This window comes from Campylobacter sp. RM16704 (assembly GCF_000816245.1).
Lineage (GTDB): Bacteria > Campylobacterota > Campylobacteria > Campylobacterales > Campylobacteraceae > Campylobacter_D.
In genome coordinates, this window is the sequence record NZ_CP007769.1 from 1,434,772 (window position 1) to 1,453,891 (window position 19,120).

Annotated in this window: 15 protein-coding genes and 5 tRNA genes; 3 read left to right on the plus strand and 17 right to left on the minus strand. The window is 28.2% G+C overall.

The window, feature by feature from the left end; genetic code table 11:
• Positions 1-62: 62 nt before the first annotated feature.
• The 17 genes from CAQ16704_RS08045 to tig form a co-directional block, all read right to left on the minus strand.
• On the minus strand, positions 63-3,380 hold the full coding sequence (locus tag CAQ16704_RS08045; RefSeq protein WP_052245034.1) for a two-partner secretion domain-containing protein: 3,318 nt from the start codon (positions 3,378-3,380) through the stop codon (positions 63-65).
• A gap of 19 nt (positions 3,381-3,399) precedes the next feature.
• Positions 3,400-6,003, minus strand: coding sequence for a hypothetical protein (locus CAQ16704_RS07325; protein ID WP_052245035.1), 2,604 nt, complete (start codon positions 6,001-6,003; stop codon positions 3,400-3,402).
• 325 nt (positions 6,004-6,328) lie between these two features.
• Positions 6,329-6,413, minus strand: a tRNA-Leu gene (locus CAQ16704_RS07330).
• Positions 6,414-6,419: 6 nt separating this feature from the next.
• A tRNA-Arg gene (locus CAQ16704_RS07335) sits at positions 6,420-6,496 on the minus strand.
• 24 nt (positions 6,497-6,520) lie between these two features.
• A tRNA-Arg gene (locus tag CAQ16704_RS07340) sits at positions 6,521-6,597 on the minus strand.
• Between the two features lie 3 nt (positions 6,598-6,600).
• Positions 6,601-6,677: transfer RNA gene (locus tag CAQ16704_RS07345), tRNA-His, on the minus strand.
• Positions 6,678-6,690: 13 nt separating this feature from the next.
• Positions 6,691-6,768: transfer RNA gene (locus CAQ16704_RS07350), tRNA-Pro, on the minus strand.
• Positions 6,769-6,856: 88 nt separating this feature from the next.
• Positions 6,857-7,579, minus strand: a complete 723-nt coding sequence (locus tag CAQ16704_RS07355) for a TerC family protein (RefSeq protein ID WP_039667564.1) — start codon at positions 7,577-7,579, stop codon at positions 6,857-6,859.
• A 44-nt stretch (positions 7,580-7,623) separates the two neighbouring features.
• Entirely contained in the window at positions 7,624-8,196 is a 573-nt protein-coding gene (gene purN, locus CAQ16704_RS07360; RefSeq protein WP_039667565.1) for a phosphoribosylglycinamide formyltransferase, read from the minus strand.
• Entirely contained in the window at positions 8,187-9,533 is a 1,347-nt protein-coding gene (locus CAQ16704_RS07365; RefSeq protein WP_039667774.1) for a bifunctional ADP-dependent NAD(P)H-hydrate dehydratase/NAD(P)H-hydrate epimerase, read from the minus strand. The genes purN and CAQ16704_RS07365 overlap by 10 nt, the downstream gene beginning before the upstream one ends.
• The gene (gene rmuC / locus CAQ16704_RS07370) at positions 9,517-10,857 is read right to left on the minus strand and encodes a DNA recombination protein RmuC (RefSeq protein WP_039667566.1); all 1,341 of its coding nucleotides are present in this window, start codon (positions 10,855-10,857) and stop codon (positions 9,517-9,519) included. Before rmuC ends, CAQ16704_RS07365 begins: the two co-directional genes overlap by 17 nt.
• Before the next feature lie 2 nt (positions 10,858-10,859).
• Positions 10,860-11,546 carry an NYN domain-containing protein gene (locus CAQ16704_RS07375; RefSeq protein WP_039667567.1) on the minus strand — a complete coding sequence of 229 codons (687 nt, stop codon included), beginning with the start codon at positions 11,544-11,546 and terminating at the stop codon, positions 10,860-10,862.
• Positions 11,547-11,554: 8 nt separating this feature from the next.
• Positions 11,555-13,063: a YifB family Mg chelatase-like AAA ATPase gene (locus tag CAQ16704_RS07380; protein WP_039667568.1), complete on the minus strand. Its 1,509-nt coding sequence runs from the start codon at positions 13,061-13,063 to the stop codon at positions 11,555-11,557.
• The gene (gene def, locus CAQ16704_RS07385; RefSeq protein WP_039667569.1) at positions 13,060-13,584 is read right to left on the minus strand and encodes a peptide deformylase; all 525 of its coding nucleotides are present in this window, start codon (positions 13,582-13,584) and stop codon (positions 13,060-13,062) included. Before def ends, CAQ16704_RS07380 begins: the two co-directional genes overlap by 4 nt.
• Positions 13,581-14,621 carry a GGDEF domain-containing protein gene (locus tag CAQ16704_RS07390; RefSeq protein WP_039667570.1) on the minus strand — a complete coding sequence of 347 codons (1,041 nt, stop codon included), beginning with the start codon at positions 14,619-14,621 and terminating at the stop codon, positions 13,581-13,583. Before CAQ16704_RS07390 ends, def begins: the two co-directional genes overlap by 4 nt.
• Before the next feature lie 14 nt (positions 14,622-14,635).
• Positions 14,636-15,226: an ATP-dependent Clp endopeptidase proteolytic subunit ClpP gene (gene clpP / locus CAQ16704_RS07395; protein WP_039667571.1), complete on the minus strand. Its 591-nt coding sequence runs from the start codon at positions 15,224-15,226 to the stop codon at positions 14,636-14,638.
• A gap of 3 nt (positions 15,227-15,229) precedes the next feature.
• Positions 15,230-16,549 carry a trigger factor gene (gene tig / locus CAQ16704_RS07400; protein ID WP_039667572.1) on the minus strand — a complete coding sequence of 440 codons (1,320 nt, stop codon included), beginning with the start codon at positions 16,547-16,549 and terminating at the stop codon, positions 15,230-15,232.
• A gap of 108 nt (positions 16,550-16,657) precedes the next feature.
• Here tig and folE point away from each other — a divergent pair, with 108 nt between their 5' ends.
• Genes folE through CAQ16704_RS07415 form a run of 3 tightly spaced genes read left to right on the plus strand, consistent with a single transcriptional unit; the run spans position 16,658 to position 19,085 of the window.
• The gene (gene folE, locus CAQ16704_RS07405) at positions 16,658-17,230 is read left to right on the plus strand and encodes a GTP cyclohydrolase I FolE (protein ID WP_039667573.1); all 573 of its coding nucleotides are present in this window, start codon (positions 16,658-16,660) and stop codon (positions 17,228-17,230) included.
• Positions 17,230-18,537 (plus strand): flagellar protein export ATPase FliI, encoded by a 1,308-nt coding sequence (fliI, locus tag CAQ16704_RS07410; protein ID WP_039667574.1) that lies wholly within the window; start codon positions 17,230-17,232, stop codon positions 18,535-18,537. The genes folE and fliI overlap by 1 nt, the downstream gene beginning before the upstream one ends.
• 59 nt (positions 18,538-18,596) lie before the next feature.
• A complete protein-coding gene (locus tag CAQ16704_RS07415) occupies positions 18,597-19,085 on the plus strand; it encodes a hypothetical protein (RefSeq protein WP_039667575.1) in 489 nt (162 codons plus the stop codon).
• Positions 19,086-19,120 lie beyond the last annotated feature (35 nt).

Genomic DNA, 19,120 nt, shown 5'->3' on the forward strand with positions numbered 1-19,120 from the left:
GAGCTGTTAAACTCATTTAAAACTACTAGAAAAATCTAGTAGTTTATATATATTAGATTGTTTTAAAAACTTCTAACTATGCAAGGATTCATAGTTTTAAAATTATCACTTACTATACAAATCTTTCCTTTTTGCATTAGGGCTGTTTCTTCTACTTCTTGCTTTTCACTTTCTTCTTCTAAAGTATTATCACCTATTAGATTGAGTGAGGCAGTTTGTTCAAAATCTAAATCAGTTTTTGGAAGATCAGGTTTGTTTGGATCTTCTCCATCGCCACCACCACTAATTGGTTTATTTACATCAGGCACAACAAGCAACATATCTTTAAAATTACCTACAACACTTACCTTAGTAGTATTATTTGCAGTTTTAAAATCTTTAAGATCTTTTTTATAAACTGATAAATTAGCATAAAGCTCTTTAGCTTCTTTGTTTAGTTTTGTGATATTATCTTTTATAATGATAAAAGCTGGATCATTTTCATTTTTAAGTCCTTTTTTTATTAGCATTACAAAATTATCATAAGCTTTTATTGCTTGATCTAATTTATTTTGATTAGCTAATAATTGTTCTTCAATCAAAAGACCATCTTTAACTGTATCATTATAAAGAGTAATTAATTTATTATGCCATAAGTTTTTATTAGTATTAAAAACATTAACTTTATTTCCAGCATTATTAAACGAAGTTTCAAATTTTGTTTTTACGCTATTATCTTTAAAATTAACACCAGTTGTTGTGTTGTCTTTATATGCATTTAAAAAGCTTAAACTTTGTAGTAATGCTCTAGCATCTGTTTCATTAACACCTAAATAAGAAGTCATAAATTTAACTTGCTCATTTTCTGTTTTACTAGCAATTCCTGGATATTCTTTTAATAGTTTAGCCAATAATCTCATATTTATTTTATAATTAACTTTATCAATATCTTTGATAATATATTCATCCCATATATCATTGCTAATTAAATCATCATTGTCTAATTGTGCTTGTTCGTTTTTAATGCTGTTAATATCAGGTAAATATACTGGTGTTTGAATGATAGTAAAATCTGTAGTAAAGGTAAAACTATCTCCATCTTGGTGTAAACCACTACCAAATTTGCTTTGAATATCGCTTTTAAAACTGCCATATCCACTTGTTTCATTTGAATATTCATGTTTAGTTAAATCTGTAATATTAGCAACACTACTTGATTGATTTATAGAACCATTTTTATAATAAATATGAATATTGTTGTATGTTGAATCTGCTTTTTTAGCAGCATGGAAAAATCCAGTCACAGCTCTATTGCTTCCGCCGCTAGGATCATCTTTTGCTTGTATTTTTGCACTATCATTCATAAATATATAAATATTTTTAAAAGTTTCATTTTCTTGATCAATACCTATAAATCCCGCAGCTCTTGTGGTTCCACCAAGCCAATATCCACTACCATCTGCGATAATAGAACCCATTTTATTTAAAATAATATTAGAATATTGTGCATCTCTAGTAAATCCACTAGAATATCCTATGAAACCAGCAGCATAACTTGACTCTGCTTTGTTTTTACTATTGCTATGAATATTTTTAATATCATTTAGCACTATATTATTAAAATTATTTTGACCTAATGCATATGCTGCAAATCCACCTGCCATAGAATCATCATTAAACAATCCAGGAAAATCTGGATCATCATAAGTTCCTTCATTAATGGCTTCTATTTTATCAGTTCCACTGATAACTATGTTATCATACGTATCAATTCTATCACCGACAAAACCAATCTGAGTATCATTTGTAATCATCCCTGCAAATCCACCAGCTCTTGCTCTTTGTGTTTTTGTATGTGCACTAATATTTTTAATGTTTTGCAAAATAATATTATTAAACACATTTCCATTGTGAGTATAATTATAATTTCCAACCCAAACAGTACCAGTAAAACCACCTATATATGCTAAATCTCCGCTACCATAAATAGAGTTTATATTAGAAACTTTTATATTTTTAAATGAACTTCCATCTATCTTACAAGTTCCATCTTCATAACAATTTTTTCCATAGTACTTATCTAAATCACCAGCCCAATCAACTACTATTCCACTAAATCCACCAATATAAGCAATATGAGTCTTTGATCGTGCATCTATTTTGTTGATATTTTTTAAATTTACATTTTCTACTTTACTGGTATTCATTATAACCCCAGCAACTCCACCTGCATAAATTATTTTATCATCATTTTTTGCAATAATGCTTCCTTGATTATAATCCACATTAAGATTTTTTAATGTAGCATTATCTATAACTCCAAAAATTCCTACATAACTATTATTAGTTGTATCTATATTAATATTTTTTAAAGTATAGCCTTGTCCATCAAAGGTCTTGGTAAAACCATTATAAGCATCATAGCCAACTATCATAGAAGTACAACCTAAACCATCTATACAATAATTAGCATAGTTTTTATTGTTATTACCACCAAAATCTATATCTTTAGTAAGTCTATATTCACTAGCACTAGTTCTAAATCCTGCTTTGTTTTCATTCCACCCTTTAGCAAAATGCCACCAATCTACATCAGAACCTATACCTACATATGCATCTTTTTTAAAGTTATTATTTCCACTAATCTTTGAAAACACACTAAAAGAATATGGATTATAATAATATCCATTAGCATTTAAATATGCATTACCTTTTGTTTTTGCATCAACATTTAGACCTTGTAAAGTATTGCCATCTATACTAGCTACATCTACATAAACTTCATTACCTTCTAGTTTTATATTTTTAGCCATAACTTTATTTATGTTGTTATAGTTTTCAGAGCCTAATACTACCTTGTTACCTTGTAGGGTAATATTATCTGCTTTAATATTACCCATATTAACCACATTACCTAATTTATTAGGTTTAAATACAGGTGAAAAGCTTAAACCATCATTGAAATTATTCATATTAGCAAAGTTTTGCATAGCTGCACTATCCATAGATGAAGTAGAAGCCACAAAGCGATTAGCATTGATAGTTCCTGTTTTAGTAATGATTACTCCATTAGGATTGATTAAAAATACATTATTACCATTAGCATTTAATAAACCAGCTATAGTAGATTTACTTGTTCCATGAGCAATGTTTAGATAGTTTTTATTAGATCCATTAAAATTTACACTCTCACCTTGATTAATACTAAATCCACCACCCCATTGAATGACAGAACTAACTTTATGACCATTAATATTCATAGTATTACCATTAATGTTTATAGTTCCTGTTGTTCCATGAGTAAATTTACCTCCACTAGGTAAAGCCATAAGTGGAGAAAAAAGTAAAGATACTGTTATACCTGAAAGTATAATATGATGAGTTAGTTTTGTTGTTTTCATATTTGCTCCTTTTGTAGTTTTAATTTAAATTTACTATGATGCTTTTAGCATCATCACTAATACTTAAAGTATAAGTAGCTCTTTGAACCTTTTCTTTAATGTTTTTATCTAAGGCTTTTTGATTTTTATGTATTTGATTTAATAGTTTTTGTAAATCTTTTTTATCTAAGTGTTTATTGTTTTCATCTACAAAGCCTTTTTCACTTTGCATTAGAATAAAACTTTTATTTTTTAAAGTATTATTGGTATAAACATTAATAGAAGTTTTTTCACTTAGATAAATAGCTTCTTTAGTATTTAAATAATTTTTAGTATTATCTTTTAGTATAAAGCTATAATGATCAAAGTAATTTACTAATTTAGCATTAATATTAGTATTTAAATAAAGATGATTATTAGTTCCACTTTTATGAGTAAGTGCTTTTGAGATATAAGTATTATCATTGGTTTTTTCTCTTAAAAAGCTACCTGCTAATACATCTATATTAGTATTTTTATAAATATTAGTAGTTCCACTTAAGTATAAGCTATTATTATAACTTTTATCATCTTGATTATATATACCAGAAGCAGTTATAAAAATAGTAGAATTGTTTTTATACTCATCTATATTTAAATTAGTTATATGAGTATAATTATCATGAGTATTTTTAGCAATACCAGCACTAATTAATATATCTCCTTCTCTTGTATCAGAAGCTGTTCCTAGTGCAATATTTGTAAAAATGATTTTATTATTAGCACTTTCGTTATAAGCTCTAATAATATATACATTATCATGAGCTGCACTAGAATAATCTTTTATATTAAAAATATTTTCATTAGCATTTTCATTAGCTCTTAAAATGATTTTAGAGCCTTTATCTATACTTGAAGCATTAGATAAAGATTGGACTAAATTATAATGTATAGTATTTTTTTCTAAATTATCAGCTTCTATAATAGTAGTTAGATTTCTACCTGATTTTACATTATCTAAAGTTATACTATTAGCATTAGCACTATTTGCATAATAGTCTTTATTGTCTAAAGTAGTTTTAGCTACTCCATATAAATATAAAGGCATAGAGATATTAGAAGAGCTTAGAGTAATTTTATTATTATTTGCTTTACCACTAGCTGTAGTAGCTGCTGTGATTTGAATTTTATCTTGGTAGTTTTCTACTACACTTTCTTGAGTTAAATCTCCTTTTATATTAATACTATTTCTATTAGCACCTTTAGTAGCTACTCCACCATAAAAATTAAATTCATTCTTACCTGTAAAATTAGCATTAATTTCAAAAGGTTTTTTAAGATGAACATTAATGCTATTATCATTAGCATAACCATTTTTAGTAATACCTGCATAAAAGTCTAAGAGTGCTTTTACTTCTACATTGGTATTAAGAGCAAGTAAGGTTTGTAAGTCTTTAATCTCTATAGTATTTTTATTAGAGCTACCTTGAACTATCTTACCACCATAAACTTCTCCATTTAATACAGCATTATAAGCTAATGGAGTATTTTTAGTATCTACTCTTAAATCTAGTTTTAAATCATTAATGAATACATTATTATTACTTACTTCATAGTTTTGGTTATTATTTACATCTACAAAGGCTCCTGCTAAATGAGTAGCAGCTGATGTTGAATAAGATCCACTTGGTCCATGGATAATTAAAGTAGCTCCATCTAATACAACTTTATTATTTTTAGCATTCCCATTATAAGTCATAGCACCTACTATATGAGTCATTCTCTCATCAAATACATTATCACCTAAGATGTTTTGCTTATAGGGGGTAGCATGAAAGTCTAGTTTTGCTCCTTTATTGAGTATAACACTATTATAATTTACATTAGCATCAATACCAAAAGCACCTACTACATAAGGAGCACCATTTAAAGGAAGAGTATAGGTGTTTTCAACACCCATATTAACATAGGTATCTTTGGAGTAAATTAAAGTATTATTATTAGCTTCACCCTTTCTAGCTATAGCTGGAGTGATTAAGAAATTATATTTATTATCATATCCACTAGCTTTAGGATTCATTATATCTTTATTGCTAGGTTTTAAATAATATACTGAAGAAAGCTCTCCTGTTTTTAACATTAAAGTATTATTATTAGCTTTAGCATTAAATACATAAGCAGAAACTAAAAAAGGTATATAGCTTACTTGACTAATAATATCATTAATAGAATATGCTCCATGAAAGCCATTAACTACAAATATATCTTCTTTAATACTTGGAGTAAGGATTTCTTGTTTTAATATCATATCACTTATATTATTGTTTTTTGCAGATTTAGGATTATCATAAATTAAAGTAATATTAGAAAGGTTTTTATTAGTAGCCATTTGACCATAATAATTTATACCATTTAAAAATTTATAAGTATTATTAGTATAATCATATACACTTTCATTATTAAAACTATGTTTTTTAATTACATAAGCATTTAAAGTTTTATCATAATTTGCTTGGGTAGCTGCATATAAAGAATTGATTGAAAGAATGGTTAATAAAGAAAGTTTTAAAAGATTGGATTTTTTATAATGTAAAGAAGTTAGGCTAAAACGAAAACTATCGTCCCCCCCCCCCATAGAGTATTTTTTAGATAAATTTGTATTCATTGAAAAAGTCCTTTCAAAAAATATTTATTGTTGTGTGTTTATGTTTGTAATTATATAAAATTATTAATAGTATTAATAATAATAACTAATTAATAGTTTATATTAGGAAATGTTAATATTATGTTTATAAATTTAAGCTTAAATATAAATAATAATAAAATATTATAATAATCAAAAAATATTATAAAAGAGAACAATATATTATAATATAGACTTTCAAGATAGTTATTTGAATGTTTTATATGAAAATATTTTTACAAATTTATTTAAAGACTATCTGTGATAAATCTACTTTAAAAATAACTTTAAATTCTAGGTATTGAAGTGGTGCGGATGAAAGGACTTGAACCTTCACGCATTGCTGCACCAGATCCTAAGTCTGGCGTGTCTGCCAATTTCACCACATCCGCTAAAAGTGGTACGCTCAAGAGGATTCGAACCTCTGACCTACGGCTTAGAAGGCCGTTGCTCTATCCAGCTGAGCTATGAGCGCATAATATATAGCATATCAGGCAAATGGTGCGCCCGATAGGAATCGAACCCATAACCTACAGATCCGAAGTCTGTCGCTCTATCCAGTTGAGCTACGAGCGCTGATGGGGTGAGTGATGGGAATCGAACCCACGACCCTCAGGACCACAATCTGATGCTCTAACCGACTGAGCTACACTCACCATTTATAAAAAATGGTCGGGGTGAAAGGATTCGAACCTTCGGCCCCTTGGTCCCAAACCAAGTGCGCTAACCAGACTGCGCTACACCCCGATATACAAAACAAAGCGTTATTCTACATAAAAAAAAACTAAAAGTCAAGAAAAAGTAAAACATTTGGTGCAAAAGCACACCAAATGTTTTATGAATTAAATTTTTCTTTTTTTTGCGAAATAATATTTAAAATTTCTACAACTAAAGAAAAAGCCATTGCCACATAAATATATGCTTTATCTATATGTATATCAATGCTTTCACACACTAAAACAACACCTATCATCACTAAAAATGCTAAAGCTAGAATTTTAATACTTGGATATTTTTCTACAAAATCTGCAATTGGTTTAGAAGCAAACAGCATTACCAACACCGCAACAATAACTGCAATAATCATAATTTCTATATCTTGAGCTATCCCAACAGCTGTTATAACACTATCTAATGAAAATACTATATCTATAACAGCTATTTCAGCCACCACTATCCAAAGTTTATTGCTTATTTTTATACTATTTTGGCTTTCTTCTTTGTGATTTATACTTTCTTTGATTTCTTTAATAGATTTAACGATTAAAAATAATCCTCCCAATAAAAGCACCAAATCTCTTCCAGAAATTTCATTACCTAAAATACTAAATAAAGGCGTAACAAGCTTCATAACCCAAAAGAGTGAAAGTAATAATAAAATCCTAGTAATCATTGCAAAAGCAAGGCCTAAAATTCTACCTTTATCTCTATGTTCAGGAGGCAACTTACTAACTAAAATAGCTAAAAAGATTATATTATCAATCCCTAAAACAATTTCTAAAGCTGTTAAAGTAAATAATACTACCCAAGCATCAACACTAAAAACCCATTCAAACATTCAGCTCCCTTAAAAATAAAAAGTGTAATTATAATGATGAAAAATTAATCATTCTCAAAAATTTTAACAATAGTTGCTGGTAAAATCTCATGCTCTATTTTATGAATCTTAGTTTCAAATTCTTCAAAACTTAACTTTTCTTTTTCGAAAGCTTTTTGAGCTATGATTTTACCACCATCTAACTCTTCATTTACCCAATGCACACTCACTCCAGCCACTTTCATATCACTTTCATAACTTTCTTTGATAGCATGAGCACCTTTAAATAAAGGTAATAAAGAAGGATGTAAATTAATAGCTTTTATATTTTGTGTAAAAATAGGACTTAAAATTCTCATAAATCCTGCTAAAATAGTTAAATCTACTTGATTTTCTTTAATCAAACTCACAAGCTCTGCATCAAATTCTTCTCTTGAAGTAAATTTTTCATGCTCTATGATTTTGGTATCAAGGCCATATTTTAAAGCTCTTTGTATGCCATAAGCTTCTTTTTTATTGCATATGCATAAAACCACTTCAAAGGTATTTTTACCAAAAGTCTTTTTATGTAATTTTTCTAAAATATTTTCCAAATTACTTCCATTGCCACTAAATAAAACTGCTAATTTTATAAACATTTTAAACCCTTTATCAGTTTTAAAGCATCAAAACTATTTTTATTTTTTTTATAATTTTTAGCCGTTAAAGCATGAGCTAATACTGCATTTTTTGCAGCTTCTAAGGCGTTAAATCTCGCTCCAAGTAAAGCTACTATCATACCGCTTAATACATCACCGCTTCCACCTTTTGCTAAGGCTTCGTTGCCACAATTTACCACGAAAAGCTTTTCATTTTGCGTGATGATTGGATTAGCTCCTTTTAACACTAAAACACATTTAAATTTAGAACTAAACTTTCTTGCATAAAAAAAGCGTTTATTTTGAATTTCTTCTACGCTTATATCCTCATCAAAACAAAACTTTAAAAGCATAGAAAATTCTTTAGGATGAGGAGTTAAAACAACATCTTCTCTATCAAGATATGAAAGTAAATTTTCACTTTGAAAGCAATTTGCATCTAAGACTAAAGGAATATTTTTCAATCTTTCATCTTTTAAAATACTTAAATCATCAAGCCCCATACCTATAGCAGCTGCATTTATTTTACCTTCAATATCGTCTTTTAGCATAATCAAAGGCGAAAAACTTTCTTTAGCCACTAAAGATACAAGCCCTGCTCCAAACTCTAAAGCACCAAGTCCAGCTAGGGTTCCTGCACTTTTACTAGCAAAGATATAAACATGGCCAAAATCGCCTTTATTTGAGTTAGCCTTTTTTGTAATGAGTTTTAAATCTTTTTTTTCTAATAAAAAAGATTGTGAATTTTTAGTTTTTAGTTTTAAACCTAAATTTGCGTATTTTATTTTTCCTACAAACTCTTTTGAAAAATCTTCTAGTAAAATTTCTTTTAAAACACCCATACAAAGTGTATAATCGGCTTTAAAACATACTTTTTGTCCAAGCCCACTAGGTATATCACAAGCTATTTTTAAGGCTTTGCTTTTGGCAATTTTTTTAAAAATTCTTTGTAAATTTTCATCTAAGGTTTTATTTAAACCGCTACCAAAAACACAATCAACAATAATATCAAAGTCTTTAAATCTAGGTTCTTTTTTAAAAAAGTTAAAATCCATATTTTTTAAAATTTGCTCTTGCTTGATAAACATTGTGCTTTTTTTATATGGCACAATACAAGCGTATGCTTTTTTAAGGTGTCTAAGAGCTACCAAACCATCAGCACCATTTCCACCACCACCAAGCAAAAATAAAATCTTAGTATTTTTAAATTTTTTACTTTTTTTCTTAATGAAATTTGCAAGTTCTATCCCTGCATTTTCCATCATCAAAAACTCATCTAAACCTTTTTCGATTAATTGTTTTTCATGGCAAGAGTTATCTTTAAATATTGCTTTCATCATTCATCTCACATTTTATAAGCTTTTGAGTTTTAGCACCAAGTTCTTTAAGCTTTATTACCCTTGAAGCAATATTTCCACTTCCATGGGTAAGTTTTTTTTGCATGTCTTCTATGTTTGAATTCAAACCATTTAGATTTTTTTTAATTTTCTCAAAATCTTCTAAAACTCCTGCAAATTTATCATGAAATTTACCAAGTTCATCAAAAGCTTTTAGTATGTTTTCATTGCTTTGAATATTTTTCCATGAAATATTTATAGTATTTAATGCCATAAAAAGAGTATTTGGTGTGGTTAAATAAACCTTTTTTTTATAAGCATATTGATAAATTTCAAGATCTACATTTAAAATTAAATCTAAAATATTTTGATAAGGTATGAAAAGCAAAACAAATTCGTAAGTATGTTTATCATACTGCATATAAGGTTTTTTAGCTAGTTCATCTATTCTTGATTTTAGATTATAGGCTAAATCAAGACAAGTATTTTTGCTAATATCTTCAAAAGCAAAATCACTTGGCAGAGAAAATTTCGCATCTATAATTATACTTTTTTGCTTATCTAAAAATACTACAGCATCAGGAATATAAGTTCTACCCTCATCTTGAAATCTATCTTGTAATTTATACTGACTACCTTCTACTAAACCGCTATTTTCCAAAACAGATTTTAATTGTAATTCTGCGAAATTACCACGAATTTTTTTATCACCCTTTAAAATTTTTGCTAGTTTATCTGCGTTTTCTGTCATATTTTGGCTAAATTTAAACATATTATCAATATGAGTTTTAAGACTAATTTCATTTGAATTTAATCTTTCATTGTATTCTTTTACGCTTTTTTTAACAGGTATAAAAATTTCTTCTAGAATTTTCTTTGTATCCTCATTAAGCATAAGTTTATTTTGATTTAAGATATTAGTATTTTGTTTTTGAAAATTTTGCTCTAATTCCTGCTTTAATTGTGCCAAATTTTGTTTGTATTTTTCTTCTAATTTAATCAAAGTCTGAGTGTATTCTTCTTTTAAATTTGCACGCTCTTTTAAGTGTATGTTTAAAAGTTCTTGCTGATTTTTTTCATATTGAGCCAAAGTAGCTTCTAAAGCTTCATTTTTTGATAAATATATTATTTTTTCTTCTAAAAGCTTATTATTTTTATCTAAAAGTGAAGCATTTTCTGATTTTAAAGATAAAAGTTGATTTTGCAAAGAAGTATTAGTTTGAGTTAAAAATTCAAATTTTACCTTTTCTTTTTGACTTTTAAATATAAACCATATAAAAGCAAAAATAACAACAACTAAAAAAGCTATTAAAAAATTTTCCATTTTCAACCTTTTGCTTTTTCAAGAAAATAAATATTTTTTTCATTTGCCTCTTTAAACTGCTTCATTTTCGGTAAGAATTCTTTTACTAAGGCTCTAAAATTTTTAAAACCAAAATTTTGAGGGATAAAATTTGCGTGTTTTCTGCTCATATTAATACGAATTTGAGCATATTCTGCTCGCCCTTTTTCTTCTATTAAAGCTTCTGTGATATTGATTAAATCTTTTATATATTCTTTGGTACTTAATATTTTTTCCTTAGAATCTTCTTGATCTAAATAAAAAAACTCACTAAAAGAATTTACATAAGATTTTACAGCTTGTTTTAAACCCATACCTATAACTTGTTTTTTACTTTCTTTAAGTCTTTGAATTAAACTAGTATAGTCACTATCGCTTGAAACAATTATAAAAATATCAATATCTTTCTCATAAAAAATACTCATAATTTCAGTGATTAAATACATATCGCTTGAATTTTTATTGGCAGTAAAATTAAATTGTTGCATAGCTATAATAGAATATTGTCCGATTTGTTCTTTCCAATTTTGTATATTTTTTTGCGTCCAATCTCCATAGATACGTTTTATAACGATTTCTCCATAGTCAGAAGCAATATCAAAAATAGACTTTGCATATTTTGATGGAATATTTTCTGCGTCAATGAAAATCGCTATGCTTTTATTTTCCATTTTCACTCCTACATGGTTTTCATTCTAAAACTTAATGCTTTTAAAATATGAGTTTTTAAAATCAACTCACTTTGTTCTAAATCCGCTATAGTTCTTGCTACTTTTATGGTTTTATTTACTCCTCTTTGGGAAAGATAATATGAATTTATAGCTTTTTGCAAGATTTCATTTGCACTAGAATCTAAAACACAAAATTGCTTCATCTGTTCATCGTTTAATTTAGCATTAAATTCTTCTTGTTTTCTTTGTTTTTGAAATAAAAAGCCTTTAAATACCATCTCACTCATTTGTTCTGAATTTAAACTTGTTTTATCTTCAGGCGAAATTTCATCCATAGCTACATAAAGATCAATTCTATCTAGAATTGGCGAGGAAATTTTATTTTTATATTTTTTTATCTCTATTTCTTGGCAACGACAAGTTTGGTTTTTAGAAAATAAATTTCCACAAGGACAGGGATTTTGCGCACAAACAAATAAAAATTTAGTTTCATAAATAACTTTAGTATTAACCCTTGAAATAAGAATTTTAAAATCTTCTAGTGGCTCTCTTAAACTTTCTATGATTTGCTTTGAAAAATGCGGAAACTCATCAAAAAACAACACTCCTCCATTTGCTAAAGCTAATTCGCCTATTTTTGCATTTTTAGCACCTCCACCAAAAATACTAGCTCTTGTACTTGTGTGATGAGGACTTCTAAAAACTCTGCTAGCACTAAAATCATCATCTAAAGAATTTAAAGACTTATAGGCATTTTGAGCTAAAATTTCTTTTAAACTTTGTGGTGGCATAATAAAAGGAAGTCTTTTAGCACACATACTTTTACCACTTCCTGGGCTACCTTCAAACAAAATATTGTGCATTCCTAAAGCTGCTATTATACAAGCATATTTAGCATTTTCTTGACCCTTAACTTCTTTAAAATCATAAGGATAAATAGTATTTTTAATATATTTTTGATGATTAATCTCTATAGCATTTTCAAATAAAGGATGGCCGTTAATGATTTTATAGTTTTCATAATTTTTTTCTTTAAAAAATTCAATAGCTTCATTTAAATTTTCTAAAGCATAAATTTCTAAATTCGGAATCATAGAAGCTTTTTGTGCTATAGCTTTTGGCACCACAACTTTCGCATTTTGAATTTTTGTGCTTAAAAAAAGTAAGATAGAAAATAAGCTGGTAGTACTTTTAATACTCCCATCTAATCCAAGCTCTCCAAATACAAAAAAATCATCTAAAGTTTCTTTTTGAAATAAAATTAAAATAGCAATAGCCAAATCAAAATGAGAACCATTTTTAGGAATATCAGAAGGGCTAAGATTGATAGTGATTTTTTGGGCTGGAAAAGTAAAATTTTGGCTTAACAAAGTCGCCTTGATTCTTTCAGTGCTTTCTTTAATGGTAGAATTTGCAAGACCTACTATACTAAATCCTGGCAAACCTCTTGTAAAAGTTGATTCTACATCAATTATATCTAGTTCTGTAGAAAAACTCGCACATTTTAGTTTTTTCATTTTTTCTTTTTATGTTTTTTCTTATAATCTTTATCAAATTTTTGACGCTTTAGAAAAGAAAGTTTTTCTATAAATAAATGTCCATCGAGATGATCTACTTCGTGTTGAATAGCGACTGCTAAAAAATCATGTGCTTGTAAAATTTGTGAGTTGCCAAATCTATCTTGATAATCAAGTTGTATATTTTTATAACGCATTACATCTTCGTAAAATCCTGGAATACTCAAACAACCTTCATTACAAGAAATTTTTTCATCATCTAAAGGTGTAATGATGGGATTAATTATTTCCAAAAGTGTTTGTTTGTCTTCTTTTTGCTCACCTTCTTCATCACCAATATCTACAAGCAAAGCCCTTATTGGCGCATCAATTTGAATAGCTGCTAAACCTATGCCTTTATTAGCTATCATTGTTTCATACATATCATCTAAAAGCGTATGCAAATCTGCATCGAAATTTTCTATTTTTTTTGATTCTAAAAATAATCTTGGATTAGGATAGGTAATTATTTCTCTTATCATTTTTCTTTTTCCACTACTATAAAAGGCTCCAAATTCTTACCAGACTCCTTTAAAGCTTCAATGCATCTTTCGGTTAATTCTTTACTCTTGCTATCTTGATTTATTGCACTTACAACAATTTCAACATCAACTTCTATTTCTTTATCAGCTAAAAAGAAATTTGAATTTTCTAAAGACTCTAAAATTTTACTACAAATTTCTTGTGCTTTTTCTAGATTAGTATGCGAAATCATCATAGCAAATACATTGTTTCCAAAATGTGCTACTATGTCACTTGATGATATATTTTTACTAAAAATTTTACAAATACTTTTCAAAAATGCATTTTTTTCTCTTTGAGTATAAGTTTGCTCTAAAATTTCTTCCTTTACTCTAAAAAATATCAAAGAAGTACGATAATTATATTTTGCATTGCTCTCAATACTTTTTTCCAAATTTTCTAAAAAATATTTTTTGTTATAAATTCCAAATTTAGAATCAAAATCACTTTGTTCTTCAATATGCTTATATGTTTGTCTTACTTCATTAAAACTTTCTTTAATCTCATCTGAATATTTATCTAAAATATTAGAAAACCTAGAAAGATCTGCTTCTAAAGTATGAACAACATTAGATACTGCTAAATTCCCTGTACTTACTGCTAGTTCTGAATTACGTCTTCGTAGTACATCTTTTACAGTTTCAAGATGCCTATAAATCATAGCAATATATTGAAGCATTGCTGAAGTTGAATTAAAGCTTTTTTTAATCTCTTGTTCTATATTTGCACGCTTAACACCATCATCGTTTTGCTCAAATTCCATAATTTCATTAATTTTCTTTTTGAAGGCAACTGGACGCTCTTCAAGCATTTTTTGAAAGTAAACTCCATAATTTGTAGGAGTTGGAGGAACATTATCTTTTACAAGTTCGCTTAAAATAAATTTTGCAAATCTTTCAAACTCTCCTCCACTGATCTTTTGAATTTTTGGGTTCTCTTTAGCGGGGGTTGGATCATCATTCAAGCTTAAATCAGCAAACAAATCATCTTCTAGCATTGCTATATTTTTCCTTATTTAAAACTTTTTTCCAAAACCTTATCAATCAAACCATATTCTTTAGCTTCAAGTGCACTCATAAAAAAATCTCTATCCGTATCTTTTTCAATTTTGGAAAGTTTTTGCTTGGTATTTTTAGCTAAGATATTGTTTAAAATAACTTTTAATCTTAAGATTTCTTTTGCTTGAATTTCAATATCAGTCGCTTGACCTCTTGCACCACCTAATGGCTGGTGTATCATAATTCTTGAATTTGGCAAAGCAAATCTTTTTCCTGGAGTGCCACAACTAAGCAAAAATGCCCCCATTGAAGCAGCTTGACCAATACAAATAGTGCTAACATCAGCTTTAATATAATTCATTGTATCATAAATACTAAATCCGCTTGTTACAACCCCACCTGGTGAATTTATATAAAGATAAATATCTTTTTGAGAATCTTCTGCTTCTAAAAACAGAAGCTGAGCCACAATAGAAGCAGCAAGATCATCATTAATTTCACCGCTTAGCATAACAATTCTATCTTTTAATAGTCTTGAATATATATCATAACTTCTTTCGCCCCTGCTAGTTTTTTCGACTACATAAGGAATATAAGAACTCATATTTTATTTTTCACTTTCTTTTTCATTTTTCTTTTTTTCATTTTTCTTAAAAATATCAGCAAAAAGTTTTTCTTCAATCAAAGACATTTTAATTGCTGCTAATGCACCTTGCTTCTTATAGTTTTCTAAATGCTCTTGTGGATTAAAACCGTATCTATAAGCTTCAAAATAAATAGCTTGAATCAATTCTTGATCACTCACTTGAATATTTCTAAGTTTTGCTAATTCATCTATAATAAAAGTTAGTTTAACACTTTTTTGTGCATCTTCTTTAAAACTTTCTCTTTTTTCTTTATATTTTGCTTCATCTTTAAATTCTCTTAATTCTTCTTCGCTTAAATTTCTCAAGGAGCTTCTAAATTGTATATCTGTTTCTTGTTCTACTATATTTTTTGGTAAAACAAAGTCAAATTTAGCTACCAATGCTTCTGCGAATTGATTTTTAAGTTCATCATTAATTAATTTAAAGATTTTTTCATTTTTAAGTTGCTCTTTTAGTTTTGTATCTAATTTTTCAACACTTGGTTCTTTTTCTTCAGGAAGTAAACTTTTTAAAAGTTCTTTATTTAATTCTGGCATTTTAAGTTTTTGAATTTCATGAATTTTTACTTTGAATATTGCATCCTTCCCTGCTAAATGTGCAGCACCATATTCTTTTGGAAAAGTTACTTTAATGTCTTTTTCTTCTCCTGCTTTTAAACCAATCATACCTTCTTCAAATCCTGGTATAAATTGTTTTGAACCAATTTCTAAAACATAATTTTGAGCTTTGCCACCATCAAAAGCTTTGCCACCAACAAAACCTTCAAAATCAAATTTAACAAAATCTCCTTCTTTTATTGCTCTGGTTTCTTTAATTACTTCAGTAGTTGCATATCTTTTTAACAATTCTTCTTTTTTTGCATCAATTTCTTTTTGAGTTACCTTTGGTGTATTGTAGGTTGGTACTAGTTTTTCATATCCATCTAACTTTACCTCTGGTTTAAAAGACAATACCATTTGAGCTTCAATATTACCATCTTTTCTATCAAATTTTTCAAAATATGGCTCACCTACTAAATCTTTAGCTTCTTTTTTAACTTCCTTTAAAGCACCATCTACAGCATTTCTTAAAAGATCTTGCTCCGCATCTCTTGTAAGCTCTTTTTCATATCTTTTAAGTATAGCAGCAACAGGAACTTTTCCTGCCCTAAAACCATCCATCTTCATAGTTTTAGATGCTTTTTTAGCTAATTTTTCAACTTCTGCCTTAATCGCTTCATGAGCAATTTTAACAGTAGCATTTGCATTTGCAAAATCAATTAGTTTTGCTGTAACTTCCATAATATCTTCCCTTTTTAAATAAAATTTCCTAATAATATACCAAAATTTTCCTTATCACTTTATATAAAAATAAAAATATGTTAGAATTTTAATTTTTATGGAGAAAAAATGCAAGAAAAATTTGAACAATCAATAAAAAATATGTTAGAAATCATTGGTGAAAATCCTCAAAGAGAAGGACTTTTAAAAACACCTACTAGAGTTTTTAAAGCTTTTGAATTTTTTAGTAGTGGCTACAAACAAGATCCAAAACAAATACTTAGCAATGCTTTATTTGAAAGTTCAAACAACGAAATGGTTTTGGTTAGAGATATTGAATTTTACAGTCTTTGCGAACATCATCTTTTGCCATTTTTTGGAAGAGCACATGTAGCTTATATTCCTGATAAAAAAGTTGTAGGACTTAGTAAAATTCCGCGTCTTGTAGAAGTTTTTGCAAGACGTTTACAAATTCAAGAACAACTTACAGAGCAAATTGCAGAATCTCTAATGGAGCATGTAGGAGCAAAAGGAGTTGGAGTTGTGATAGAAGCAAGACATATGTGCGTTGAAATGCGTGGGGTTCAAAAAGCAAATTCTACCACTAGCACTTCAGCTTTAAGAGGAAGTTTTTTAAAAAGTGAAAAAACTAGAAAAGAATTTTTTACTCTTATAAATTCAGCTAAACAGGTTAGATTTTAATGGGTTTGGAAAAGTTAAGAAGTAAAATTTCTTCACAAAATCTTACGAGTGTCTTTGGACAAATTACAAAAATTTCAAGTACCAGTATAGAAATTTGTGGTTTAAAAACTAGCATAGGTGATATCATAAAAATAGTTTCTAGTGAAGATGAAAGCAAAGAAGCTATGGCTATGGTGGTAGAAGTTGATGAGAATTTAAGCTACCTAAGTCCATTTGGTTTTGTAGAAGGTTTTAAAATAGGTGATCGTGCATTTATAAATGATGCAGGTATGCAAATTGGCGTTAGCGATGAATTATTAGGAAGAGTTGTCGATCCTTTTATGCGACCAAAAGATGGCAAAGGTCCTATTGAGGCTAGTAAATTTATGCCTATTATGCGTGCACCTATTGATGCGATGAAAAGAGGTTTAATAGAAGAAGTCTTTCCAGTTGGAGTTAAAACTATCGATGCACTTCTAACTTGTGGTGTAGGACAAAAGCTTGGAATTTTTGCAGGAAGTGGGGTTGGTAAATCAACTCTTATGGGTATGATAGTAAAAAATTCCAAAGCTCCTATAAAAGTTATAGCTTTAATAGGCGAACGCGGTAGAGAAATTCCTGAATTTATACAAAAAAATTTAGGCGGAAAATTGGATGATACTGTTATCATTGTTGCCACAAGCGATGATAGTGCTTTGATGCGAAAATATGGTGCTTTTTGTGCAATGAGCGTAGCTGAATATTTTAAAGAACAAGGAAAAGATGTGCTTTTTATAATGGATAGTGTAACACGTTTTGCTATGGCTCAAAGAGAAATAGGACTTGCATTAGGTGAACCTCCGACCACAAAAGGTTATCCACCTAGTGTTTTAAGCCTTTTGCCTCAACTCATGGAAAGAGCAGGAAAAGAAGAAGGTAAAGGAACTATAACAGCCTTTTTTACTGTCCTTGTTGATGGAGATGATATGAGTGATCCAATAGCAGATCAAAGTAGGTCTATACTTGATGGACATATAGTTCTTAGTCGCGAATTGACTGATTTTGGAATTTATCCGCCTATTAATATACAGAATTCAGCTTCAAGAGTTATGGGAGATATTATTAGTAATGAACACAAGTTAGCAGCTAGAAATTTTAAACGTCTAAATTCTTTACTTAAAGAAAATGAAGTTTTATTACGCATTGGAGCTTACCAAAAAGGAACAGACAAAGAACTAGATCAAGCTATTGCGAAAAAAGATTTTATGCAACAGTTTTTAAGTCAAAATCCTGAAGAAAGCTTTGAATTTGAAGAAATTATAAATACTCTAAAAATGATTGATACATAACAATTGGAATACTTTTTGCTTTTTTGACCAATAATAAAGTCATGAAAAAAGGATGGGTCATGTCAAATATAGTATTTTCAGATCATCAAAAAAATTTAGGTTTAAAATATATAGATATTTGCCAAAATATTTTTGAAAGAGAACTTTTTACACAGATGTTTTTAGAATGTATATGTTTTGAACTTTTAGAGAAAAAATCAAAGCTAAAATATTTAAAAATTATAAATTCTCAGGAAGAATTTATAATTGAATTTAAGATAAACAATCAAAAAAAGTCATTTGTTATTAATAATAAAAAAAATCTCAATCAAGAATATAATATAAATAAAATAGCTCAAGATGAATATGAAAGAGAAATTGCTAGAATTTACCAAATAGAAAGGTTCTTAAAATCGCAAAATAATCTTGAAAATTTTTCTAATGAGATTTGTGCAACAATGAAAAATCTTTTTAAAAATATAAATGAGTTTAAAAATTATATTGACATGCTTGAGTCAAAAGAAAACAATTATAATTATTATATTTCAAAAATTTATAATATAGCTTAATATTTATAAAACTTTGCCGATAGTATTTTAGAATC